Annotated in this window: 22 protein-coding genes; 16 read left to right on the top strand and 6 right to left on the bottom strand. The window is 64.7% G+C overall.

Features of this window, described 5'->3' with window-relative positions; translation table 11 throughout:
- Positions 1-18 precede the first annotated feature (18 nt).
- From OM977_RS17880 to OM977_RS17870, 3 genes are read right to left on the bottom strand one after another with little or no spacing between them, the layout of a single operon-like run.
- Complete coding sequence (locus OM977_RS17880; RefSeq protein ID WP_264355225.1) at positions 19-786, bottom strand: SCO1664 family protein; 768 nt, start codon at positions 784-786, stop codon at positions 19-21.
- Positions 786-1,340 (bottom strand): DUF3090 domain-containing protein, encoded by a 555-nt coding sequence (locus OM977_RS17875; RefSeq protein ID WP_264355224.1) that lies wholly within the window; start codon positions 1,338-1,340, stop codon positions 786-788. The genes OM977_RS17880 and OM977_RS17875 overlap by 1 nt, the downstream gene beginning before the upstream one ends.
- A gap of 24 nt (positions 1,341-1,364) precedes the next feature.
- Entirely contained in the window at positions 1,365-2,057 is a 693-nt protein-coding gene (locus OM977_RS17870; protein WP_264355223.1) for an MSMEG_4193 family putative phosphomutase, read from the bottom strand.
- A gap of 190 nt (positions 2,058-2,247) precedes the next feature.
- On the opposite strand from OM977_RS17870, the gene OM977_RS17865 reads away from it, so the two are divergent.
- Together OM977_RS17865 and OM977_RS17860 are read left to right on the top strand one after the other, a co-directional pair.
- Positions 2,248-3,549 (top strand): sugar phosphate isomerase/epimerase, encoded by a 1,302-nt coding sequence (locus OM977_RS17865; protein ID WP_264357466.1) that lies wholly within the window; start codon positions 2,248-2,250, stop codon positions 3,547-3,549.
- A 31-nt stretch (positions 3,550-3,580) separates the two neighbouring features.
- Positions 3,581-5,059 (top strand): C-glycoside deglycosidase beta subunit domain-containing protein, encoded by a 1,479-nt coding sequence (locus OM977_RS17860; RefSeq protein ID WP_264355222.1) that lies wholly within the window; start codon positions 3,581-3,583, stop codon positions 5,057-5,059.
- A gap of 64 nt (positions 5,060-5,123) precedes the next feature.
- On the opposite strand, the gene OM977_RS17855 is transcribed toward OM977_RS17860, so the two are convergent.
- Positions 5,124-6,068, bottom strand: coding sequence for a LysR family transcriptional regulator (locus tag OM977_RS17855; RefSeq protein WP_264355221.1), 945 nt, complete (start codon positions 6,066-6,068; stop codon positions 5,124-5,126).
- 243 nt (positions 6,069-6,311) lie between these two features.
- On the opposite strand from OM977_RS17855, the gene OM977_RS17850 reads away from it, so the two are divergent.
- The 11 genes from OM977_RS17850 (at position 6,312) to OM977_RS17800 (ending at position 17,186) form a co-directional block, all read left to right on the top strand.
- A complete protein-coding gene (locus OM977_RS17850; protein WP_264355220.1) occupies positions 6,312-7,601 on the top strand; it encodes an ABC transporter substrate-binding protein in 1,290 nt (429 codons plus the stop codon).
- Between the two features lie 52 nt (positions 7,602-7,653).
- A complete protein-coding gene (locus tag OM977_RS17845; protein WP_264355219.1) occupies positions 7,654-8,613 on the top strand; it encodes a carbohydrate ABC transporter permease in 960 nt (319 codons plus the stop codon).
- A 3-nt stretch (positions 8,614-8,616) separates the two neighbouring features.
- On the top strand, positions 8,617-9,453 hold the full coding sequence (locus OM977_RS17840) for a carbohydrate ABC transporter permease (protein ID WP_264355218.1): 837 nt from the start codon (positions 8,617-8,619) through the stop codon (positions 9,451-9,453).
- 119 nt (positions 9,454-9,572) lie between these two features.
- A complete protein-coding gene (locus tag OM977_RS17835) occupies positions 9,573-10,349 on the top strand; it encodes a sugar phosphate isomerase/epimerase (protein ID WP_264355217.1) in 777 nt (258 codons plus the stop codon).
- The gene (locus OM977_RS17830) at positions 10,346-11,905 is read left to right on the top strand and encodes a GMC oxidoreductase (protein ID WP_264355216.1); all 1,560 of its coding nucleotides are present in this window, start codon (positions 10,346-10,348) and stop codon (positions 11,903-11,905) included. The genes OM977_RS17835 and OM977_RS17830 overlap by 4 nt, the downstream gene beginning before the upstream one ends.
- An 85-nt stretch (positions 11,906-11,990) precedes the next feature.
- Positions 11,991-12,386 carry a C-glycoside deglycosidase beta subunit domain-containing protein gene (locus OM977_RS17825; protein WP_264355215.1) on the top strand — a complete coding sequence of 132 codons (396 nt, stop codon included), beginning with the start codon at positions 11,991-11,993 and terminating at the stop codon, positions 12,384-12,386.
- Positions 12,383-13,486 (top strand): sugar phosphate isomerase/epimerase family protein, encoded by a 1,104-nt coding sequence (locus tag OM977_RS17820; protein ID WP_264355214.1) that lies wholly within the window; start codon positions 12,383-12,385, stop codon positions 13,484-13,486. The genes OM977_RS17825 and OM977_RS17820 overlap by 4 nt, the downstream gene beginning before the upstream one ends.
- A 19-nt stretch (positions 13,487-13,505) precedes the next feature.
- Entirely contained in the window at positions 13,506-14,564 is a 1,059-nt protein-coding gene (locus tag OM977_RS17815) for a sugar phosphate isomerase/epimerase family protein (RefSeq protein ID WP_264355213.1), read from the top strand.
- 8 nt (positions 14,565-14,572) lie between these two features.
- Positions 14,573-14,971 carry a C-glycoside deglycosidase beta subunit domain-containing protein gene (locus OM977_RS17810; RefSeq protein ID WP_264355212.1) on the top strand — a complete coding sequence of 133 codons (399 nt, stop codon included), beginning with the start codon at positions 14,573-14,575 and terminating at the stop codon, positions 14,969-14,971.
- The gene (locus OM977_RS17805) at positions 14,968-16,170 is read left to right on the top strand and encodes a Gfo/Idh/MocA family protein (protein WP_264355211.1); all 1,203 of its coding nucleotides are present in this window, start codon (positions 14,968-14,970) and stop codon (positions 16,168-16,170) included. The genes OM977_RS17810 and OM977_RS17805 overlap by 4 nt, the downstream gene beginning before the upstream one ends.
- Positions 16,171-16,181: 11 nt before the next feature.
- Entirely contained in the window at positions 16,182-17,186 is a 1,005-nt protein-coding gene (locus tag OM977_RS17800) for a sugar phosphate isomerase/epimerase family protein (protein ID WP_264355210.1), read from the top strand.
- A 92-nt stretch (positions 17,187-17,278) separates the two neighbouring features.
- Here the strand turns inward: OM977_RS17800 and OM977_RS17795 are convergent, their stop codons facing one another.
- A complete protein-coding gene (locus OM977_RS17795; RefSeq protein ID WP_264355209.1) occupies positions 17,279-18,289 on the bottom strand; it encodes a sugar phosphate isomerase/epimerase in 1,011 nt (336 codons plus the stop codon).
- A 68-nt stretch (positions 18,290-18,357) separates the two neighbouring features.
- Here OM977_RS17795 and OM977_RS17790 point away from each other — a divergent pair, with 68 nt between their 5' ends.
- Positions 18,358-18,774, top strand: a complete 417-nt coding sequence (locus tag OM977_RS17790; protein ID WP_264355208.1) for a C-glycoside deglycosidase beta subunit domain-containing protein — start codon at positions 18,358-18,360, stop codon at positions 18,772-18,774.
- A 26-nt stretch (positions 18,775-18,800) separates the two neighbouring features.
- On the opposite strand, the gene OM977_RS17785 is transcribed toward OM977_RS17790, so the two are convergent.
- Positions 18,801-20,063, bottom strand: a complete 1,263-nt coding sequence (locus tag OM977_RS17785) for an ROK family protein (RefSeq protein WP_264355207.1) — start codon at positions 20,061-20,063, stop codon at positions 18,801-18,803.
- A gap of 107 nt (positions 20,064-20,170) precedes the next feature.
- Here OM977_RS17785 and OM977_RS17780 point away from each other — a divergent pair, with 107 nt between their 5' ends.
- Together OM977_RS17780 and OM977_RS17775 are read left to right on the top strand one after the other, a co-directional pair.
- The gene (locus tag OM977_RS17780) at positions 20,171-21,211 is read left to right on the top strand and encodes a Gfo/Idh/MocA family protein (protein WP_264355206.1); all 1,041 of its coding nucleotides are present in this window, start codon (positions 20,171-20,173) and stop codon (positions 21,209-21,211) included.
- Positions 21,208-22,002, top strand: a complete 795-nt coding sequence (locus OM977_RS17775) for a hypothetical protein (RefSeq protein WP_264355205.1) — start codon at positions 21,208-21,210, stop codon at positions 22,000-22,002. Before OM977_RS17780 ends, OM977_RS17775 begins: the two co-directional genes overlap by 4 nt.
- Positions 22,003-22,131 lie beyond the last annotated feature (129 nt).

Raw genomic sequence — 22,131 nt, 5'->3', positions numbered from 1 at the left:
CCCGTAGCCGTAATTCCCTTAGAACAGGGGCCAGGGCACCGCCGACAACTCACCGCTCGGAGCCGGAAACCGCCCTGCCAAGCGCAGCCGGGCGCAGCGCGCGGCGAGCGCTGCGATTTCTTCGGCGCTGAGCAAGTCCGCCAGGTCACGGCCCAGCCCACCGTGCAGTCCTTCGCTGACACGATCGATGCCGTCGCGTTCCTCGGCGGTCAGAGCGTCTCCCAGCCATCCCCACAGCACCGTGCGCAGCTTGTGGTCACGGTGAAAGGTGAGCCCATGGTCCACGCCGTGCCGGTGTCCGTCCGTCATGGCAAGAATGTGGTCGCCTTTGCGGTCGGCGTTGTTGACGACGATGTCGAACACCGCCATGCGTCTGAGGGCTGGCGAGTCTTCGTGAATGAGGGCGACCATTCGTCCGTTCTCATCTCGTCCCTCGAGAACGTGTTTCCAGCCCGTCTCCGGCACGTGTTCCGTCGCGACCAGGTCCACGGCGCTTTGGGCGGGGTCTTGCTCCTGCCAGAGCTGCACCATTCCTTCGCCCATCGGACCATCGCGCAGCCAGGTGTGCGGTACGACGTCCCCGCCGAAGACCTGCGAGACCTGGTAGGCGGCCACCTCCCGGTGAGCCAGGGTGCCGTGGGGAAAATCCCACAGCGGACTTTCGCCTGCTATCGGCTTATAAACGACCATCACGTCGCCGATGCTGCCCAGGAATGTAGCGTTTGAAGCCGTCGTGATCCGGCCGGTGAGCGTCAGCTCGGCGGTCACTAGGTCCGGCGCTGGCATCAGACCTCGGGAAGGGTGCAGATGTGCCCGTCGGCATCTATGGGGTAACCGCAGAGCGGGCACGTCGGACGCCCGGCGCCCACGATCTCACGGGTGCGCTTGGCGAATGCGCGGGCGGTGCCGACCGGCATTCGCACCAGCAGCATTTCGGGCTCGTTAGCGCCGTCCTCATCAAGCGACTCGTCGTTGTCATCAGCATCGACATCGGTGATGGGGTAGGCCTCTATTACGACCTGGGCCGTGGTTGGGTCCCAACCTAAGCTCATGGCGCCGGCGCGAAACTGCTCCTGAACGGCCTCGAGCTGGTCATTGTCGACAAGTTCAATGGGAGTACTCGTGGGAACGCTGAAGGGGTTGCCCTCGACGGTGATGAGCTGGTCGAGAATTTCGTCGATCTTCTCCGCGAGCAGAGCAGACTGCTGCTTCTCCAGGGCAACACTCACGATCTGCGTCCCGGCGCGGACCTGCAGGTAGAACGTCCGCGCCCCCGGAAGGCCGATGGTGCCAACGACGACCCGATCAGGCCAGGCAAACTCGTGAACACGTGTAGGCATGTCAGTATTTTAGGCACATGAGGTTCATGGCGCCCTTTGCCCTGCACCGCCGCCCACCGGCGCATCGCCAGAGTGGATGCCGTTCGACAGCCACGACAGATCACCCGCGTCGGTGTTGGTCGCGTAGACGCTCGGCCGACCGGCGCCGTAGCGCACGATCGATACGGAGGCGGGGCCAACGTTAATACGCTGGAACAGGTCAAGGTGCATGCCGAGCGCGTCGGCGAGGATTGACTTGATGATGTCACCGTGACTCACCGCCACCCACACGGCATGTGGCCCGTACTCGGCTTCGAAGACAGCATCGTGGCGTCGAATCGCTGCCACCGCCCGAGCCTGCATCGCGGCCATGGATTCACCGCCGGGGAAGACGACGGCGGACGGTTGGGACTGCACAACCGGCCACAAATCCTCGGTCGCGAGATCACTGAGCGTGCGGCCCTGCCACTGGCCGTAATCGCACTCGGTGAGATCGAGCTCGACGGGTGCGTACGGCGTGCCAGTCTGGCGATCGAGGATGAGCTGGGCGGTCTGCTGGCAACGCTCAAGAGGGCTCGACACCACCCCGACTACGGGCACGGCCGCGAGCCGGTCTCCGGTCAGAGCCGCCTGGTCGCGCCCGGTCTGGTCCAGGCTGACGCCGACGGCCCGACCGGCCAGCAGCCCAGTGGCATTGGCTGTGGTGCGGCCGTGCCGCACGAGAATAACTGTCGCCATCCACCCAGCCTAACCACCCGCGCGATGGCGGGCTGAACCGTATCGGGTCGACGCTGTAGGCAGCGGGAGTACTTAACGGCCGCGGACTGGATAAGTGCTTGCGAGTTTTGCCGGTTACGTGCCTACTTAGGTGTGAAAGCGACGGAATGCTTGCTACTCTGGATTCTGCACCTAGAGAGAGTGAGCAATGATGCTTCTCGAAAGAGACCTCATCCAGTCCGTCGGCTTCCGCAACGTAACGGATGGCGGACGTGTAACCGGCTTTCAGTTCCGGGTCCGGATGCCTTCCTACCGGGGCATGGCCGCGTCCCTCATCGATGGCATCGCCGTTCGCATCGGCGACATTGTCGACATCGTCGACGTCGGGCCCGAAGTTCCGCTCTGGACCTTCGGCGGGCGGACCTACACCCTGCGGCAGCTCTGGGAGAGCGACGGGGTGCGCTGGCCCCTGGAGGAGGCGGCCGTGGTGACCGTCCCCCTCGACGGCGGCCTGCCGCAGGGCGTCCACGAACTCTCCATCGAGTTGCGGCTGCGCATGTCCTATATCCCGCTGGAGCACCAGCCCAGCGTGTACCGGACCAGCCGCAAAGTGACGTTGTCGCCCGAAGGCGGCGAAGGCTCCTTCCGCTACGGCGTTTCCCTGTATAGCTTCATGGGCGACTACGGCACGGTCATGGACCTGGAAACGGCCCTGGCGTCGGTCGCGGACGTCGGCGCTACCGGCGTCGAGATTCTGGGGGAGGGGCACATCCCCAACTATCCGGAACCGTCCCCCGCCTGGATTGATAACTGGTTCGGACTCCTCGAGAAGTACTCCCTGGAGCCCACCAACTACGGCTCCTGGATAGACACGCGCCTCCACCCGGGACGGACCATGACGGTGGTGGAGGGTGCGGAGGCCCTGCAGCGGGACCTGCGCCTGGCCAACCGGCTGGGGTTCGGGTTCGTGCGCCCCAAGATCGGCGTGGTGTCCAGCGATCTGGTCCCGGACCCCATCTGGACCGAGTCCGTGGAGCGCTCCCTTGATCTGGCCCACGAGCTGGGGATCATCATCTGCCCGGAGATCCATTCGCCGACGCCCATCAGACACCCCGTCGTCGAGGACTACATCTCCCTCATCGAACGGACCGGAACCAAGAATTTCGGCCTGCTCATCGACACCGGAATCTTCCAGGACCGGCCCATCCCGCTGCGCGAAGGTGAGACCCGCGAGACCCGGCCCGCCTTCCTCGACGGCATCGGCGTCGACCCCGCCGACTTCGCCGATATCGCCAAGTACGTGGTGTTCGTCCAAGCGAAGTTCCACGACATCAACGAGCAACTGGAAGACGGACAGATTCCCTGGCTGCCCGTCCTCAAGGCCCTCAAGGAATCCGGCTACACCGGTTATCTCTCCAGTGAATATGAAGGCGAACGCACGCCATGGCGCGCCATTGAGCAAGTGCGGCGCCAACACGCCCTGATCCGCCGCATCACCGGCGAACTTACCTGACCCATCCCAATTCCCAGTAAAGAGAACAACAATGCCCAACGGACTTCTTGACGATGCCAGCCTCCGCACCCACCCCGACGGCCTCGCGCTTGCCCTGACTCTGCCGTGGTACCGGAGCCTGTGGCTCTCCTCGGTCTCCAGCCTGCGACTCACCGTCGACGGCAACGAAATCCCCGCCGAGGACTTGTCCCTGGAACTGGGGGGTGTCCGCTATGCGCTTCCGGACCTGCCCGCTCAAAGCGAAACGCTCTGGTACCTCCAGGAACATCCCTTGCTTATCGCCAAGACGGAGAGCCCTGTTGCCTTGGGCGAGCAGCACACCGTCCGGCTCATCGGTGAGCTGCGCCTGCCGTACATGCAGATTGCTCCCGGCCAGGACGGCGGTCCCGGCGTGTACGTTCCCAACTTCGTGAACCAGGCACTGGAGCTGACTGTCACGGACAGGGCTGCGGTGGCACCGGAACTGACGACGGCGGTCACGCCGCCGCCGGCGAAAGCGGAGGACGATCCGTTCTCGCTGGGGCTCACCCTGTACTCGGCAAGTGCCGAATTCCGGGCCGGCTGGTACGACTTCGACGGTCTGCTGAACCGCGTGGCCGAGCTGGGTATCGGCCCCGGGATCGAGATTGTGGCATCGCAGGTCCTGCCTACTTACCCCAACGTGACTGACGACTTCGTGCGCTCGTGGCAGGAGGCCTTCGACAAACACGGCTTCACCGCCAGCTCTTTCGGCGCCAACCTGGACATGGGACGCCGCCGTGACCGCGACATGACCCCGGATGAGGAATACGAGTTCACGCACACACTCTTCCGCGGCGCCAAGAAGCTCGGGTTCCCGCTCGTCCGCATCCAGAGTGCGAAGCCGGAGCTGCTTCGCCGGCTGCTGCCGCTCGCCGAGGACCTCGAACTCAAACTTGCCTACGAGATCCATGCACCGCTGGGGCCCAACTCGCCGGAGATCATGAAGGTCCGCGACGTCTACGCTGAGCTTGATTCACCGCTGTTGGGCTTCGTGGCTGACTTCTCCTCAACCATGCACAGCATGTCTCCCACGCTCCTGCGCGCGGTTCGCCGTGCCGGTCTGGACGATGAAGCTGTGGAAAGGCTGCAGGCTATCTGGGGCACTGAGGCCCCGATGCGGGTGCGGCAGGAGGAGTTCATTGCCTACCTGCGGGGACGCGACTTTGATCCTGCACGGCTTGGGTCCTTCGCACACCTGGCCTTCAACATGCACGGCCACGTCAGCCCGAAGGAGTGGGCCGACATCATGTCGCAAATCATGCACGTCCACGCAAAGTTCTACGATATTGATGAGCGGGGCAACGAGCCTGCCATCGACTATCCGGAACTGGTCCGCGTATTCGTCGAAGGCGGCTACCGCGGCTACTGGTCCAGCGAGTGGGAAGGCCATGCCTTCGCCGAGCTCGGTGAGGTGGATCCGCTGCTGCTGGTCCGTCAGCAGCACGACCTCATCCGCCAGAGCATGCGGACGGCGCTGGCATCAGCCTGACCTGCAAGACCGAAGCCTCATAGCCTCGGTGCCCGTCCGTTTAGCCGGCCGGGCATCGGGGCGTTTAAGGGGCTTCCTTGGTTGCGGCGGCTGCCACGATGTCAGCAGCGTCTTTGAAGAGGCCCCGCATCCACTCATGCTCGGAGTCGCGGTTGTGCACGGGGTGCCACCACAAGGCATTAACCAGCGGCGTGGCATCGAAGGGCAGCGGCAGGATCCGAACCCCGCCCACGCGCAGAGCGAACGGCACCAGTGCCGCCTGGATGAGCGCGATCCGGTTGGTTCCAACCACAAAATGCGGCAAGGACTGGAAGCTTTCAACAACCACGTCCACCCGTGGCTCAACGCCCAGCTGCTGGATCTGCCGTTCCGCGGAGGTTGAGGCTGAGCGGGTCTGATACGTCATCACCCAGGGAAGTTCAGCGATGTTCTCCATAGTGATTTGCTCGCCGACGGCTTCATTGGACGTGGAGACCACGGCCACCCATCCGTCCCTCCACAGGTCCAGGTAGGGCAGCCCTGTGAGGAATCCATGGGGAATTACCATACCGTCCACCGATCGAAGGCGGTTGGCCGCGTCCTCCACCACCATCGGATTGTGGAGCATAAACCGGAACCGGACTCCTGGGGCGCGCTCGGCTGCAAGCTCGGAAGCAACCCGGCCAATGGTAGTGAAGCCGTAATCCGAGCCGTAGATGGAGAACTCACGCTCAGATTCGCTGGGCTCCCAGGTGGCCTGGCTTTCGAAGACGCGGCGTGCGGCCTCCAGCGCGGTGGTGGTGTGCTCCGCGAGGCGGAGGGCGAAGGGGGTGAGCTCATAAGCATTACCGCGGCGGGCCAGAATCGGGTCCCCAAAGTGGGATCGGAGCCGGGCGAGCGAGGCGCTGAGCGCCGGCTGGCTTAGGTGGAGCCGCTCGGCCGCCCTGGTAACGCTTCGCTCGGTAATCAGCGCGTCCAAAGAAATCAGCAGGTTCAGGTCAAGCCGGGAAAGCAGGGCATGATTCGCCACGACGCAACATTTCCTCTGGGAGGGGATCGGTTGGCACAGTGTATCAGCGTCGTAAATATGGCGTTAGAGTTTCATCATTTTGTTGGATGAACAACTACGGCCCCCGCTTCCGCAGGCCTCCAGGGGACTTATGTCCACTATAGGAAACACTTATGTGTCTTTTCGGCACATGTCCCGCATACTGGTGAGTGACCGGGGTCACTGCCCCCGAATTTTTCGACAATGAAGTCAGAAAGGCTGGATATGACACAGCACCGTCGTTCTTCAGGCCTCAAGGCCGGCATCCTCGCCGTCCCCACGGTCGCAATCCTTGCCCTTACCGGTTGTGGCGGCTCCGCCAGCGGTAACGCCGCCGCGGGAGGGGCCAAGGAATTTTCCCTGTCGTTTGCGACCTCCAACACGATAGAGAGTCCCTTCCAGAAGCTGGCCGAGGACTACATGAAGTCGCACTCGGACGTGAAGATCACGTTCAACCCGCAGCCTAATGACTCCTACGACCAGACGCTTCGCACGCAGCTGCAGGCGGGGAACGCCTCGGACGTTGTGGTTACTTCTCCCGGTGCGGGTACCGGACGCAGCATCCTGCCGCTGTCCCAGGCCGGTTTCCTTGAGCCGCTGGATGAGGCCGCCAAGAAGCTGCTTCCCGAGGGAAGTGACAGCACCTTCGGAGCGGACGGCAAAGTTTACGGCCAGGCTACGGAAATTACTGTCGCTGCCCTGGTGACCAATGAAACGGCTATCAAGGGTGCCGGCGAGTTCCCCGCCGATTTCGCTTCCCTGGAGCAGCAATGCAGGACCCTCGAGTCCTCCGGTAAGTCACTCTTTGCCCTTGCTGGGGCGGCGCCTCCCAACACCGGGCTGATGGCGATGTCCCTGGCCGCTTCGCGGGTGTACGCGGAAGATCCAAAGTGGAATGACAAGCGAGCTGCCAAAGAGGTGACCTTCGCCGGCTCTGACGGCTGGAAGTCCGCCCTGGAGGCCGTGGCCAAATTGAAGGACGCGGGCTGCTTCCAGAAGGGTGCCGCAGGCGCCGGCTTTGACGCCATCACCAAGGGCCTCGGCAGCGGCTCTGCCGTCGCCGGCTTTATCCCCGGTCCCAGCTGGAAGCAGCTGCAGTCAGCCGCAGCCGGCTCCGAATTCGCCGTCCGCGCGTTCCCGGCCGAACAGGGCGCCGACAAGAGCTACGTTTACGCCAGCGCAAACTACGCCTTCTCGATCAACGCAGCCTCAAAGAACAAGGATGCCGCCAAGGCCTTCCTTGACTGGGCGGCCGAGCCAGAGCAGACCAAGGCATTCGCCGAGATCGACGGTGCACTCCCGGTCAGCGGGCTGGACAAGTACGACTTTGCAAGCGGCGCCTACAAGAACGTTGGCGACCTGATCAAGGACGGGAAGTACGGCCCCCTGCCGAACATCCAGTGGCCCAACTCCGCCGTCTACGACGCACTCGCGACGGGCGTCCAGGGCATCATCACCGGCCAGAAGAACCCTGACCAGGTCCTGCAGGCCATGGATGCTGCCTGGGGACAGTAGCCGTTCTCACTATCAAAGTTCCGACCACTCAAAGGGACAGCAAGGAAATACCATGACTGCGACGATGCAACCGAAAAGCGAAGCAGCTGAAGCATCCCGGCGAGGCATGCGTACTCCGGGGGCGGGCCAGAACGCCCGCCCCCGGGGCCACGCCATGCAGTTCGGACACTGGTGGTGGGCGCTGCCCGGAATTGCACTGGTGTTTGCCATCCACTACGTGGCAACCGGCGTCGGGGGGTTCTTCGCCTTTACCAACTGGACGGGCATTGGCTCGTTCAAGATCACGGGCTGGGCAAATTTTGAGACCATTTTCAAGGACCCTACAAAGCTCGGAGCACTCTCAAACACTGTCTTCCTGGCCTTCGGCTCGGTCCTCCTGGGCAACATCGCCGGGCTGATCATTGCGCTGGGGCTGAACCGGGTGGTCAAGACGCGCTACATTCTCCGGACCCTCTTCTTCATGCCGGTAGTCCTCAGCCCGCTGGCCACGGCCTACATCTGGAAGTACATCTTCGAGTTTGACGGTCCGCTCAACGCATTCCTCACGGCAATAGGCGCCGGCGACCAGGCCAAGCCCTGGCTGGCCGACCCGCAGTGGGCCATCTGGACCGTCTTGGTGGTGCTCGTCTGGTCTTCCACCGGGTTCGCCATGGTCATCTTCATGGCCGGCCTGGCCGGCGTACCCGTGGAAGTGGAGGAAGCGGCGGCCATTGACGGCGCCAACCTGTGGCAGCGGTTCCGCAACGTGACCCTTCCCGCGATCCGCCCCGCGGTCGCCATCGCCACGACGCTGGGAATCGTCCAGGGACTGCGCGTCTTCGATCCCATCATGGCGCTGACCGGCGGCGGGCCGGCCGGAGCCACCGAAACGCTGGCCACGCAGGTCTACAAGCAGGCGTTTGCGCTCGGGAACTTCGGCGGCGGCGCCGCCCTGGCCCTGGTGCTGGCCGCCATCATCCTGTTCTTCGCCGTAATCCAACAGCGGCTGATGCGTTCGAACCCCGAGGACTAAGCCATGTTCCGCTACACAAAGCTCACCCTGCTCCGCGAAGTCGGCCTGTGGGGCCTCGCCCTGCTGTTCCTCGCACCCTTCTACTTCCTGGTGACAACGGCGCTCAAACCCGACAATGAACTACTCACCACCTCGGCCCTGGCCCCGCCAACCAGCCCCGACTTCAGCAACTTCGTGGCTGTGCTGTCCGCCAAAGGAAACTCCAACGTGGTGATGGGCTTGGTCAACAGCAGCATCATCACCGCCGGAAGCATCCTGGGGCTTGTGGCCCTCGGTTCGGTCACGGGCTACGTCATCTCGCGCAGCACCAGGCGCTGGAGCAAAGGCGCCTACTACCTTTTCCTGATCGCCATCATCCTTCCGGGGCAACTCGGTGCAGTGCCGCTGTACATGGGTGCGCGCGCCATGGGTCTTACGGGTTCGGCATGGGGCCTGATCGTGCTGTACACCGGAATGCTCCTGCCGCTCTCGATCTTCCTCTATGCCAACTTCTTCCGCGGGCTGGGCACGGACTATGAGGAAGCTGCCACGATCGACGGCGCCAGCAAGTCCCAGATCTTCTCCAAGGTGGTGTTCCCCATGATGGCCCCGGCCACCGGTACCGTCACCATTTTCGCGGGGCTCATCGTGTGGAACGACTTCTTCACCTCTTTGATCTTCCTGGGCGGCTCCGCCAACCAGACACTGCCGGTGGCCATGTACTACTACATCGGTTCCCTGGTTTCCAAGTGGAACTCGATTTTCGCCATCGTGATCGTGTCCATGATCCCCATCCTGGCGCTGTTCCTGTTTGCGCAGAAACGCTTCATCCAGGGCTTCTCCGGCGGCCTTAAAGGCTGACGCTCACCCCGAACCACGCACCGCGCAGTACCCGCCCTGGTTCCGTGCGCCCGAAAACGGCAGCCCCGGCACTGCAACCCATCGTTCTGTCCCATTGATTCGACTCGCAGGAGACCTCCATGTACCAGCTCGCACCCAACATTGACCTTCTCTTCGCCGAAGCAGGCGCCAGCGCCGCGGACCGCGTCCGGGCCGCAGCCGCCGCCGGCTTCGACGCCGTGGAAATGTGGGGTCCCACCGGCAAGGACATCCCGGCGCTCAAGGACGCCCTCGAGGAAACCGGGCTTCAGCTCACCGCCCAGCTGGCCGAGCCACGCATGCAGTTCATGATCCCGCCCAAGAACCACGAGCCCTTCTACGCCGGCCTCGACGCCGGCGTCGAGGTTGCCCGTCAGCTTGGCTGCCCCCGCATCGTGGTGGGCAGCGGCACCGGCTTCGGCGGCCGCAAGCGGCAGGACCAGCTGGACGAACTGATCGAGATCTTCACCAAGGGCGTGGCGCACATAGAGGGCTCCGGCATTACCCTGGTCCTCGAACCGGTAAACATCCGTGTTGACCACCCCGGAGCCCTGCTGGACCGGACCTCGGAGGCCGTCTACATCGCCAAGGGCGTCAACTCGCCCAACTTCGGCGTCCTCTACGACCTCTACCACTCCACCGTAGAGGGCGAGGATGTGGCCGCCGAGCTCGCCAATGCCGGAGACCTCATCAAGTACGTGCAGATCGCCGACGCCCCGGGCCGCGGGGAACCGGGCTCGGGATCCATCGACTGGGCCGCCCGCCTCGCGGACCTGCAGAATAGCGGCTACACCGGACCTATCGGCCTCGAGTACTACCCCACCATCGACTCGGCAAAGTCGGTGCGCCGCATCCAGGAACTGGTGGCGGGGCGGTGAGGGGGAACCGGTATCCCGCCGCGGTTGACGTCGCGATCGTCGGCAGCGGCCCCACAGCATCGGCCTATGCGCGGATCCTCAGCGAGGAAGCACCCGGTGCCACTATTGCCATGTTCGAGGTGGGCCCCACGGTCAGCAATCCGCCCGGGGCGCACGTTAAGAACATCGAAGATCCCGATCGCCGCAGCCTGGCCCAGCGCGCCTCGGAAGGCCCCGGTGCAGGTGCCGCAACGGTGAACTCACCGGGCGCCGTCAAGAGCGGAGAGCGGCGGGCCCGGCCCGGAACCTACCTGCTGCAGGACGGCTACGCCTTCCCCGGCGAAGACGGGATGCCCGTCGCAGCAATGTCCAGCAACGTGGGCGGCATGGCCGCCCACTGGACCGCTGCCTGCCCGCGCCCGGGCGGCAAGGAGCGCATTCCGTTCCTGCTGGACCTGGAGCAGCTGCTCGACGAGGCAGAACGCCTTTTGGGCGTCACTACCCACGCCTTCGACGGCGCCCCCTTCTCGGACCTGGTCCGCGAACGCCTTGCCGCTGTGGTGGATAGTGGCCGAAAGGCGGACTTCCGCGTCCAGCCCATGCCGCTTGCCGTGCACCGGCGGGAGGATGGCGGCCTGGTCTGGTCCGGTTCCGACGTCGTGATGGGGGACGTCACCCGCGAAAACCCCCAGGTTGAACTCTTTGATGAATCGCTGGTGACCCGTGTACTGGTGGAGGACGGCATTGCTGCCGGCATCGAAGTCCAGGACCGCCGCAGCGGTGAAACCTATCAAGTGGCCGCCCGTTACGTTGTGGTGGGAGCGGACGCCCTGCGTACACCGCAGCTGCTGTGGGCTTCCGGAATCCGGCCCGACTCCCTGGGCCGTTACCTCAACGACCAGGCGCAGGTGGTGTTCGCCAGCAGGCTTCGCGATGTCCAACCTGAGAACGCGCCGGTGGCCGCCAACGGCGCGCTCAGTGAACAGAGCGGAGTGGCCTGGGTTCCCTACACGGACGAGGCGCCCTTCCACGGCCAGATCATGCAGCTGGATGCATCCCCGGTTCCCCTCGCCGATGACGATCCCGTTGTCCCGGGCTCCATCGTGGGGCTGGGCCTGTTCTGTGCCAAGGACCTGCAACGCGAGGACCGGGTAGCGTTCGACGACGATACGCGTGACTCGTACGGGATGCCCGCCATGCGCATCCACTACCGCCTCACAGAGCGGGACCACGAGGTCCTCGACCGCGCCAAGCACGAAATTGTCCGCCTGGGCAAGGCCGTAGGGGAACCACTGGACGAGCGTCCCTTCGTTATGCCGCCCGGTGCCTCGCTGCACTACCAGGGCACCACGCGCATGGGCGAAACGGACGACGGCGAAAGCGTCTGTTCGCCGGACAGCCAGGTGTGGCAGGTCCCCGGCCTCTTCGTGGCCGGCAATGGCGTCATCCCCACCGCCACAGCCTGCAACCCCACACTGACATCGGTAGCGCTCGCTGTGCGTGGGGCACGGAAAATCAGTGAAGAAATTAACAGCTCTTTACTTATGTCCGAATCAGACAATAGAATGACTAAATAATGAAGAAGTGCCGCGAGGCGGCCAATTCGTTCCAGCACAGGCATTTCACTCAGAGGCAAGGCATGCCGCAGACAAGGAGGTCTCGATGATCGCCGACCGCATAATCGAGCAGGGAACACTTACCACCCAGGACGGCCGCACCGCCGTCGAAGTCCGGATCCCCTGGTACCGCGCCCTTCCGGGCTCGTGCATCGCCGGTGCAGCGCTGACGGTTGACGGCGTTGCCGCGCCGGAGGACACGCTGCGTTGGACCATGAACAACCGCACGTTCAGCTTTGAAGAGCTCGTGGATGAGACCGGCGAATGGTGGTTTCCGCTCGACTCTGCCGTGCTTTCCGGTGAGCTGCCCGTCCAGGACGGCCAGGCCGAGCACGAGGTCCGGGTGGACCTGAAGCTCTACATCCCCTACATCATCACCGACCACGGCGTGCTGCACATCGAAGAGCACGACACCAAGACCATGAAGGTGGCACAGCGATGACCAGCCTCGGCACGCCGATCCAGGGCGTCACTCTTTACAGCTTCACCCGGGCCTCCCATGCCCGGCAGTACGACCTTGACGGCCTGATCCGCAAAGTGGCGGCCGAAGGCTTCGGCCCGGGGCTTGAGGTCATTGGCTTCTCCAGCCTGCGCGGCTTCCCGGACCGGATCGATGACAACTTTGTGGGGCAGTTCCGCGATCTGGTCGAGGAAGTGGACCTGGTGCCCACGTCCCTTGCAGTCAACGTTGACACGGGCATCCGCCGCGACCGGCTGATGAACCATGACGAGCTGGTCGAATACATGCGCAAGCAGATCGAGGTGGCCGCCCGGCTCGGCTTCCCGATCGCCCGCGTGCAAATCTCGCTGACGCCTGATGCCATGGAAAGCCTGCTGCCAGTGGCCGAGAAGTACGGCGTGACCCTGGCCCTGGAGGTCCACGCGGACCAGCACGGCGCCCACGAACGGGTCCTTGCGCTGCGCGACCGGTACGAGAAGCTCGATTCCCCGCTGCTTGGCTTCACCGCTGACTGGGGTGCGACCGTCACCGGCTTTGCCCCGTCCCTGCTGGAGGCCTACCGCCGTCGTGGTGCTTCGGAGGACCTGCTCCGGCAGGTGGTTGAGCTGTGGGACGGCTTCTATGCCGAAGGGCCGCCGAACACCCAGAAGGTCCACGGCGAGCGTTTCGGCGCCTTCATTGGCCTGGCCGCCCGGAATGGCCGGCCGGACCTCGGCATCGACTTCGGCATCAACGGAACGGGACTGTTCGGTCCTGCGCCGCTGGACACCTGGCTGGAAATCATGCCCTGGGTCCGCCACGTGCACGGCAAGTTCTTCGGCATCGACGAAAACGGTGAAGAGCCCTCAGTGCCGGTGCGCGGCCTGGTCCGGCAACTCGTGGAAAACGGCTACTCCGGTGCCATCTCCAGCGAATACGAAGGCTGGCACTGGAACAACTGGCAGGACCCGTTCGAGATCATCCGCTGCGAGCAGGCCGTCCAGCGCTCAGCTGCGGGTGACGCCGGTTCTGCCATGATCACCGACGCAACCGAAGCGCGCCGGATCCTCAACAGCCACCTCGCCCAGCCCGTCCGCGGCTGAAACAAAAGGAACTAAAGACATGTCAGAAGGCATCGCAGGCTCGGGCATCGAGCTTGGCATTACCCTCTATTCGCTCACCTCCGAATTCGCTGCCGGGCTCTACACCCCGGAAACGCTGATCAAGGCCGTCGCCGATGAAGGCCTCGGCCCGGGCGTCGAGTTCAACATCGCCCAGATGCTGCGCACCTACCCCGACGTGGACGAGGACTTCGTCCGCCTGTGGCGCGACAGCATGGACCGCTACGGCCTGACCCCCAGCGCTGTGGGCACCAACCTGGACATGGGACGCCGCAAGGACCGTGACATGACGCCGGACGAGGAGTTCGACTTCTTCGCCAGGCAGCTGCAGACCGCCAACACGCTTGGCTTCAAGAAGATCGTCATCCGCTCCGCCGGCAAGGAACTGCTCCGGCGCCTCCTTCCCCTGGCCGAGAAGTATGACCAGAAGCTGGGTTACGAGATCCACGCCCCACAGGGACCCAACGATCCCAAGATCCTGCAGATCCGCGAGATGTATGAGGAGCTCGGCAGCGACCGGCTGGGCTTCACCGCCGACTTCAGCTCCACCATGCACAGCCTGTCGCCGACACTGTTCCGTACGTTCACCCAGATGGGCCTGCCCCAGGAGCATTTCGCCGTTATGCAGGACATCTGGCGCAAGCCGCTGCCGATGCAGGAGCGGAACCAGGAGTTCGAGGATTACCTGCGGGAGAACAACTTCGATCCCGCGCAGTTGGGCCCGTTCACCCGGCTGGCGTTCAACATGCACGGGCTGGTCCCGCCGGAGGAATGGCTGGACATCATGCCGCAGATGTTCCATGTCCATGCCAAGTTCTACGACATTGACGAGAACGGCAACGAGCCTGCCATGGACATCCCGCGGATTGTCCGGCAGTTCGTCAAGGGCGGCTACACCGGATTCCTCTCCAGCGAATGGGAAGGCCACGCCTTTGCCGACCTTGGCGAATCGGATCCGATCGACCTGGTGAAGAAGCAGCACACGCTGATGCGCCGCGCCATCGAAGAGTCCGTTGATGCAACTGTTTCCAACCCGACCCTGGTCGAGACTGCGAAGTAAGGAAAGCCATGGCAACTCATAACTCCCTGTTCCAGGACGCCGACGTCCGCAGGCACCCCGAGGGCATTTCGGTGTCCGTGCAACTGCCCTGGTACCGCAGCCTCTGGCTGTCCGCCGTGGACGATGTTGCGGCAACAGTCAACGGCGCGGCGATCCCCAAGGAATCCCTCCGCTTCGAACTGCAGGGCACGTCATACTCCATCGCAGAGCTGCCCGAGCAATGGGAAACCCTGTGGTTCGTCGCGGACAAGCCCGACGTGATCATCCCGCTGGACCGCGTTCCCGATACCGGCGAAGAGATCGACGTCGAGGTCATCCTGACCCTCCGCCTGCTCTACATGCAGATCGCGCCCATGCGCTACGTCGGAAACCGGGTGGCGGTTGAGCGAAAGGTAGTGCTGGCATGACAGCCCTGCGGGTGGCCATGATCGGTTACGGCTTCATGGGCGCGGCCCATTCACAGGGCTGGCGCACGGCGCCGCGGGTCTTCGATCTCCCTGCAGAGCCGGAAATGGCGGTCATTGTGGGCCGGAACGCCTCGGCCGTTGCCGCAGCCGCCCAAAAATGGGGCTGGGCTGAGTCCGCCACGGACTGGCGCGAAGTCATCGCCCGGGACGATATCGACGTCGTCGACATCGTCACGCCAGGCGACTCCCATGCCGAGATTGCGATCGCGGCGCTTGAGGCTGGAAAGCATGTCCTGTGCGAAAAGCCTCTGGCCAACACCGTGGCGGAAGCCGAAGCGATGGCCGAAGCGGCCGAATGCGCCGCCGCCCGGGGCGTCCGCGCCATGGTGGGCTTCACCTATCGGCGCGTTCCGGCGGTAACCTTCCTGCGCAACCTCATTGCCGAAGGTGCCGTGGGGACCATCAACCAGGTGCGGGCCTCCTACCGCCAGGACTGGCTTGTGGATCCCGCCATGCCGCTGGCGTGGCGGCTGCAGAAGGAGCATGCCGGCTCCGGGGCGTTGGGGGACATCGGGGCGCACGCGATTGACCTGGCCCAGTTTGTGACAGGAATGAACCTGGCGACGGTGTCCGGGGTCATCGACACCATCGTGAAGGAACGTCCGCTGCCCGATTCCGCTGCCGGACAATCCAGCACAGGCCTGTCCGGCACAGCCGGTGCCGGCAAGGGCCAGGTGACGGTGGACGATATTGCCATCTTCACCGGCCGGTTCGAATCCGGTGCGCTGGCATCGATCGAGGCCTCACGCTTTGCCACCGGCCGCAAGAACGCCCTGCAGATTGAAGTCTCGGGGGACAAGGGCGCACTGGCGTTCGACCTCGAGGACCTTAACAGCGTCCAGTTCTACGACCGGACGGCACCACCGGACCGCCAGGGCTTCCGGAAAATCCTGGTCACCGAAGCGGAGCACCCCTACGTTTCGGCCTGGTGGCCGGCAGGGCACATGCTCGGCTACGAGCACGGGTTCTCCCACCAGGTCAAGGACCTCGTGGAGGGCATCGTGAACGGCAGCGATCCGCATCCGACGTTCGCTGACGGGTTGCGGGTGCAGCGCGTGCTCGAGGCCGTTGAACACAGTTCCGACAATGATTCGGCTTGGATGCGCGTCGCCGCCGGCGTCTCTGTCCAGGCAGTGTAGGAGGGAAAAACGTGGCACGACCGATCACTTTGTTCACCGGCCAGTGGGCCGACCTGCCGTTCGAGGAGGTGGCCCGGCTCGCCGGCGAATGGGGCTACGACGGGCTGGAGATCGCATGCTGGGGTGACCACCTGGATCCCTGGCGCTGGGACGACGACGCCTATGTGCAGGGCAGGCTGGACATCCTCGAACGCCACGGACTCCGGGTATGGACCATCTCCAACCACCTTAAGGGCCAGGCTGTCTGTGACGACCCGATCGACGAACGGCACCGCGGCATCCTGCCGGACCGCGTCTGGGGCGACGGCGAGCCTGAGGGGGTCCGCCGTCGTGCCGCCGAGGAGTTGAAGAACACTGCCCGGCTCGCCGCCAAGCTCGGAGTGAAGACGGTGACCGGGTTCACGGGATCGTCCATCTGGAAGTACGTGGCGATGTTCCCGCCGGCTTCCGAAAAGATGGTCGACGCCGGCTATCAGGACTTCGCGGACCGGTGGAACCCCATCCTGGACGTCTTTGACGAGGTCGGTGTCCGGTTCGCCCATGAGGTCCACCCCTCCGAAATTGCCTACGATTACTGGACAACGCAGCGCACCCTTGAGGCGATCGGGCACCGCGAGGCCTTTGGGCTGAACTGGGACCCGAGCCACATGGTGTGGCAGGACATCGACCCCGTGGGGTTCCTGTGGGACTTCAAGGACCGCATCTACCACGTGCACTGCAAGGACACGAAGAAGCGGCTCACCAACGGCCGCAACGGCCGGCTCTCATCCCACCTGCCCTGGGCCGACCCGCGGCGCGGCTGGGACTTCATCTCCACCGGTCACGGCGACGTGCCGTGGGAGGACGCCTTCCGGATGCTCAATTCCATCGGCTACCGCGGCCCGTTGTCCGTGGAGTGGGAGGACGCCGGAATGGACCGCCTGGACGGCGCCCCCGAAGCGCTGGCATTCGTCCGCAGGCTCTCCAGTTACGAGCCCTCGGCAGCGGCTTTCGACGCAGCCTTCAGCACCAAGTAGCAGCGCCCGCAGTAGCTCCAGTACAGCAGAACGGCCAGCCCCTCAGGGCTGGCCGTTCTTTGTTTGTTCAGCTGTGACTAAGCCGGGCGACGTCAGCTCTGGACAGGCTCAACCAGCGCTGCCTCCGCGAGGGCTATCTCCGCCAAGGCAAGGTGCCGGCGCGTCATCTCCGTGGGATCGTCCTGGAGCCACTCGTGGCCGCCCCACTCACTCGTTAGCGTGCCGCTGAAGCCGTTGCTGCCCAGGAGGCCGCCCAGGTCCCGCAGCGGCTGCGAAACCCGCCCGCCGTCGTCGTGCAGGTCCCAGAACTTGAGGTGGAAGGCGCCCACTATGGGGAGGATGGCCTGCAGGTCCGCCGCGTCACTGCGGCCAAAGCGGATGAGCAGGTTCATAAAGAGGGTGTGGATCCGCGGCGGCACGTTTCCTGAGCGGAGCACGGCGGTCACGGCGTCAAGTGTGGACGGGTCGCGCCAGTCATTCTCCAGGCGCCCCATGAAGTCCTGGGGCATGCCACCCCGGCGCAGTTCTTCAAGGTAGGTGACGGGAAGGGCGGGCATCAGCATGCTGATGTCCACGAGCACCCGTACGTGGTCATCTCCGAGGGCGCCTATCGCTTCGAGGGCCGGTTCGACGGCGGCGCTGCCGGGGGCCTGCTGCCCTTGGATTTCCTCGTACAGCACCAGGTCGAGCTCGTGCAGGAGAGGCTGGACCAGCGTGAGCAAGTCCCTCCCCGCCTGCCCGATCGGAAGCCGGATTCCGCTGGCTCCAACGCGGTGCGCGGCATGGATCTGGGGGACCAGGAAATCCAGGCGCTCCTGAACGGAACGTGGTCCCGCAGGCGTGAAGTCGTCCAGGCTGGCCCCGACGATACTGACAGCCCCGCCCTTTGACGCCAGGGCATTCCGCAGCTCATCGACCTCGGCATCGTGCGGAGCCGGGAAGGACCGCCACACCAGCCCGGGCTCGAGCTCTATCGTCTGCACCACTGAGTCCGCGATGCCGGTGACTATGTCCCGGGCCGTCCGGCGGGCGGCGATGATGTCCGGGGTCCAGTTGAAGGAGCTGGCGCAAAGCGTCCAGCTGCTTGGAATTTCGGAAGCCATACGGCGTCTTCCCCTTTATGCTTGTTAATGACAAACTTATGTCAGTTTCAGGATAAAGGACGGAAGCCATGTTGGAAACCGCTTTGCGCGAAGATGCGCTGACCGCCACTCCGGGAGGTTTTGATCTGCGGCTTGGCCTGCCGTGGATCCGCTCGATGCCCCTGTCCAGCGTGGCTGGCCTCGCGGTGGAAGTGGACGGCGTTCCGGTCGCACCGAGGGAGTTGTGCGTGGTGTTGGGTGACTGCACTATCCGTGCCGACGCGCTGCGCGAGGAGTCCGGGTGGTGGTTCGTGCAGGACAGGCTTGTCTTGGCGTGCCGGCGCGAGCTGTCACGCGGGGCGCACGCCGTCGCCGTCGACTTCCAGCTGATGGTGCCCTACCTGCAGGCGCGGCCCGGCTCGCCCCTGGTCCTGCCGTTCCATCTGGAGGCCCGGCTGGAGCGTGACCGGGCACAGGTACCGAGTGTGTCCCGGGACGTGGCCTGAGCGGGCGCGCCCGGCGGTGCCGAATCTTAGGCGGGAACTGCGACCCGCTCCGGTGAGGGGCGGCCGTCAGCAAACCAGCGCGGGAAGGTGACATCGAACAGCTGCTCGCGCGCCAGTTCGGCGCCGCCGCGGAGGGGTTCGCGCTCGTCAGCCACGGAGAGGGTGATTGTCAGATCGCGCGTGGCAAGCGGCAGCGACAGTTCATAGACCCGCTGCCGGACTTCGGCCAGGAACACCTCACCGGCCGACCCCATGGCGCCGCCGATGACGATGACGCTGGGGTTGAACATGTTCACCAGGGCTGAAATGGTCTCGCCCGCTACCCGCGCCGACTTTTGAATCAGGGTGATGGCCAAGGGGTCACCGGACCGGACTGCCAGGGTGATCTCCTCAAGGGTCAGTGCTCCCTTTTTCACTATCGGAGCCATGGAGCTGTTTGCGCCATCCTTGATGGCCTGCTCCGCATCCCTGACAAGGGCCCAGCCGCTGGCCACGGCTTCCAGGCAGCCGATCTTGCCGCAGCGGCACTGGGCAGTGGAATCCAGGACCCGGACATGGCCGATGTCACCGGCGGCGCCGTTCGCGCCCCGGTGGATCCTGCCCTGGGACAGCAGTCCCGCACCGATTCCGGAACCGATCTTGCAGTAGATGAGGTCCGCAAGGGAGTCCCGGCGGCGGGCACGTTCGCCCAGGGCCAGCAGGTTGACGTCGTTATCCACCCAGACCGGGGCGTTGAAGCGCTCCTCGAATGGGGTTCGAACGTCGAAGCCGTTCCATCCGGGCATGATAGGAGGCGACACGGGTTGCCCGGAGGCAAAGTCGACCGGACCGGGAAGGCCTACCACCACGGCCCAGACGGGCACTTTGGAGTCCTTCTTCAGCACGTCGTCCACGAGGGCCATGACTGCCTCAATGGTCTTCTCCGGGCCCCGGGAAATATCCCAGGTGCGGTGCGTATGCTCCAGGACGTCGCCGTCGAGTGCCGTCAAACCCACCCTGATGTGGGCCGCTCCGAGGGCGCAGACGATGATCCGCCCCCGCTCGGCGCGAAAGCGCAGGGTCCGGGGCGCACGGCCGCCGGAGGAGGCGCCGAATTCTCCCTCGCCCAGGAAGCCGAATTGGATGGCCTGATCCACCCGCTGGCTGACAACACCCCTGCCCAGGCCGGTGACCTTGCCGATTTCGGGGCGGGTGGTTGCCTCACCCGTCCGCACCAGGTTGACGATCCTCAGTAGGCTCGTCACTTCATCGGTCTGGGCTCCGAAGCGGAGGGTGGACTCTGTCGTCATAGTTCACAATTCTCACACATCAAAGCCCACTAACGCGCGGTTCGCGGGGACTATAGCCAGATCATTCCCTACTTATGAATAATAGTGACAGAAGAAGGAGGGCGACGATGCCTTGGAACGTGGGGATTATTGGCGCGGGGCCCGGTGTTGCGGCGCTTCACCTGCCGGTGCTGGGGCGGCTTGCGGAACTGTTCAAGGTGGTGCACGTTGCCGATGCGGGAAGCGGGCGCGCCCGGGCGCTGGCTGAAGGGCATGATGCCCGCTGGTCGGAAGGGGAGGCGGACCTGCTGGCCGACCCGGCCGTGGACCTGGTGGCAATCTGCAGCCCGCCCAGTGAGCACGCCCGCCAAATCCTGGCGGCACTCAGCGCGGGCAAGCGCGCCATTTTCTGTGAAAAGCCGCTGGCCACCAGCAGGGAGGAAGCGGACCGCGTTGTCTCCGCCTGCCGCGAGGCAGGCGCCACCCTGTTGGTCGGAACGAACCATCTGTTTGACCCCGCATGGGAGCGCGCGAAGCACCATCTCGTTGCACTGGAGGGCCGGGTGCGGGCCATCTCCGTGACGTTGGCGCTTCCGCCAAATGACAGGTACCACCGGCTCGTTGGCGAGGGCGGTCCTTTCCAGGCTGCCGGGCGGGCACGCCCGGACCTTGGCAACCCTGCCGTGGCGGCAGGCATTGTGAGGCAGCTGCTGACCGGCCTCGCAATTCATGATCTTCCGGCGGTGAGGGACATCGCGCCCGGCATTGATGAGGTTGTCTACGCGCGGGTCGTTTCCCCCATTGGCTACTTGGTGGGGTACCGGGCCGGCGCGGTCCTGGTGCAGTTGGCGCTGACCATGCTTCCCGAGGGGGCGGACGCCCTTTGGCGGATGAGTATCGCCACCTCCCATGACCGAATCGAGGTGAATTTCCCGCCCGCCTTTGTCCATGCCGGAAGCGCTGCCACCCGGGTGCGGAGCATCGATGGATTGTGGACGGAGTATCCGCGGGATGACGAGGATGGCTACGTGGCCGAGTGGCGCCTGCTGGCCTCGCTCCTTGAAGGGGATGCCCCTGTGGAGTACGACGAACTGTTGGCTGACGCCCATTATGCAATTGACCTGGCCGATGCTGCTGCTGCGAAGGTTCTTGAAGGGGCGCAGCGATGAGTCGGGACCGCGCATTCAGCGTCTTCACCGCGTTGCCTGCCTACACGGCCGCTGTCGCCGAGCTTCCGGTCAGTGCCGCACTCACCGATGATATGCGCGGTGCGGTGGCGGTGGTTCCCGGAACGGGCGACTGGTGGCAGGGGATGCTGGCGGCCCGCGGCGGCGGAGCGTCGGCGGTGGTGCTTGCGGATCCTGGGGTCCTTCCGCGGGAAGCCTTCGAGTCCGGGCGGTGGCCGGGAGACATCCCGGTGATCGTTGAACGGCCCCGCCTGCGCCCCGATGTTGCAGCCGATGCGGTTGCGGCAAGACGCGGGAGCCCCGCCCGGACCATAACCGTTGAGTGCGCCGCCCCCGCTGCAGGCCTTGGTGTTCTCATCTGCGACGGCTTTGGCTGGATGCGGTCCCTCGCCGGCGGATCCCTGGCGCTTCGGTCAAGCATTGCCACTGTGCACAGCAGGATCGCACTCCTGGAATCGGGCAGCTACAACGGCGAGACGGTTCCCGCCACCCTTTCGGCAACCGCAATCGGTGGTCTCCATGCCGGCGGCCTGCTCCAGGTGCTTGCCCTTGGCGAGGTGCGGACCGAAGTCACCGTCGACCAGCCCGCCGGGCTGGCCCGGGTGGAGACCTTCACGAACGAGGGGGTGTTTCGGGCTCCGGGGCGCTATGAGTCCTCCGCGCGCGTGGCGCTCCGCCGGGCGATCGAGGCCTCGTTGTCCGGTGGGTTGGCAGCCGACCTGGAGGATCTGCTGCAGGACATGGCACTGACCCGTGCCCTGCTCGATGCGTAGGGAGAGGGCCGACCATCATGTCGAATCTACACATTCTTATGTTGCATTCAGACTAAAGTGCAGTATCATGGGTAACGGCGCCGGGGTTCCTTCCGGACCCGTTCTCCGGTGTGATGGTGCGCCGGAGGC

The sequence above is a fragment of the Pseudarthrobacter sp. MM222 genome (assembly GCF_947090775.1).
Classification (GTDB): domain Bacteria; phylum Actinomycetota; class Actinomycetes; order Actinomycetales; family Micrococcaceae; genus Arthrobacter.
Note: the sequence above shows the minus strand (reverse complement) of the source record. Positions and strands in the feature narration are given on the sequence as shown.

Excerpts from the sequence above, each read along its gene's own strand:
- OM977_RS17880 (WP_264355225.1), bottom strand. The coding sequence starts at position 786 with ATGCCAGCGCCGGACCTAGTGACCGCCGAGCTGACGCTCACCGGCCGG.
- OM977_RS17875 (WP_264355224.1), bottom strand. The coding sequence starts at position 1,340 with ATGCCTACACGTGTTCACGAGTTTGCCTGGCCTGATCGGGTCGTCGTT.
- OM977_RS17870 (WP_264355223.1), bottom strand. The coding sequence starts at position 2,057 with ATGGCGACAGTTATTCTCGTGCGGCACGGCCGCACCACAGCCAATGCC.
- OM977_RS17865 (WP_264357466.1), top strand. The coding sequence starts at position 2,248 with ATGCTTCTCGAAAGAGACCTCATCCAGTCCGTCGGCTTCCGCAACGTA.
- OM977_RS17860 (WP_264355222.1), top strand. The coding sequence starts at position 3,581 with ATGCCCAACGGACTTCTTGACGATGCCAGCCTCCGCACCCACCCCGAC.
- OM977_RS17850 (WP_264355220.1), top strand. The coding sequence starts at position 6,312 with ATGACACAGCACCGTCGTTCTTCAGGCCTCAAGGCCGGCATCCTCGCC.
- OM977_RS17845 (WP_264355219.1), top strand. The coding sequence starts at position 7,654 with ATGACTGCGACGATGCAACCGAAAAGCGAAGCAGCTGAAGCATCCCGG.
- OM977_RS17840 (WP_264355218.1), top strand. The coding sequence starts at position 8,617 with ATGTTCCGCTACACAAAGCTCACCCTGCTCCGCGAAGTCGGCCTGTGG.
- OM977_RS17835 (WP_264355217.1), top strand. The coding sequence starts at position 9,573 with ATGTACCAGCTCGCACCCAACATTGACCTTCTCTTCGCCGAAGCAGGC.
- OM977_RS17825 (WP_264355215.1), top strand. The coding sequence starts at position 11,991 with ATGATCGCCGACCGCATAATCGAGCAGGGAACACTTACCACCCAGGAC.
- OM977_RS17820 (WP_264355214.1), top strand. The coding sequence starts at position 12,383 with ATGACCAGCCTCGGCACGCCGATCCAGGGCGTCACTCTTTACAGCTTC.
- OM977_RS17815 (WP_264355213.1), top strand. The coding sequence starts at position 13,506 with ATGTCAGAAGGCATCGCAGGCTCGGGCATCGAGCTTGGCATTACCCTC.
- OM977_RS17810 (WP_264355212.1), top strand. The coding sequence starts at position 14,573 with ATGGCAACTCATAACTCCCTGTTCCAGGACGCCGACGTCCGCAGGCAC.
- OM977_RS17805 (WP_264355211.1), top strand. The coding sequence starts at position 14,968 with ATGACAGCCCTGCGGGTGGCCATGATCGGTTACGGCTTCATGGGCGCG.
- OM977_RS17795 (WP_264355209.1), bottom strand. The coding sequence starts at position 18,289 with ATGGCTTCCGAAATTCCAAGCAGCTGGACGCTTTGCGCCAGCTCCTTC.
- OM977_RS17790 (WP_264355208.1), top strand. The coding sequence starts at position 18,358 with ATGTTGGAAACCGCTTTGCGCGAAGATGCGCTGACCGCCACTCCGGGA.
- OM977_RS17785 (WP_264355207.1), bottom strand. The coding sequence starts at position 20,063 with ATGACGACAGAGTCCACCCTCCGCTTCGGAGCCCAGACCGATGAAGTG.
- OM977_RS17780 (WP_264355206.1), top strand. The coding sequence starts at position 20,171 with ATGCCTTGGAACGTGGGGATTATTGGCGCGGGGCCCGGTGTTGCGGCG.
- OM977_RS17775 (WP_264355205.1), top strand. The coding sequence starts at position 21,208 with ATGAGTCGGGACCGCGCATTCAGCGTCTTCACCGCGTTGCCTGCCTAC.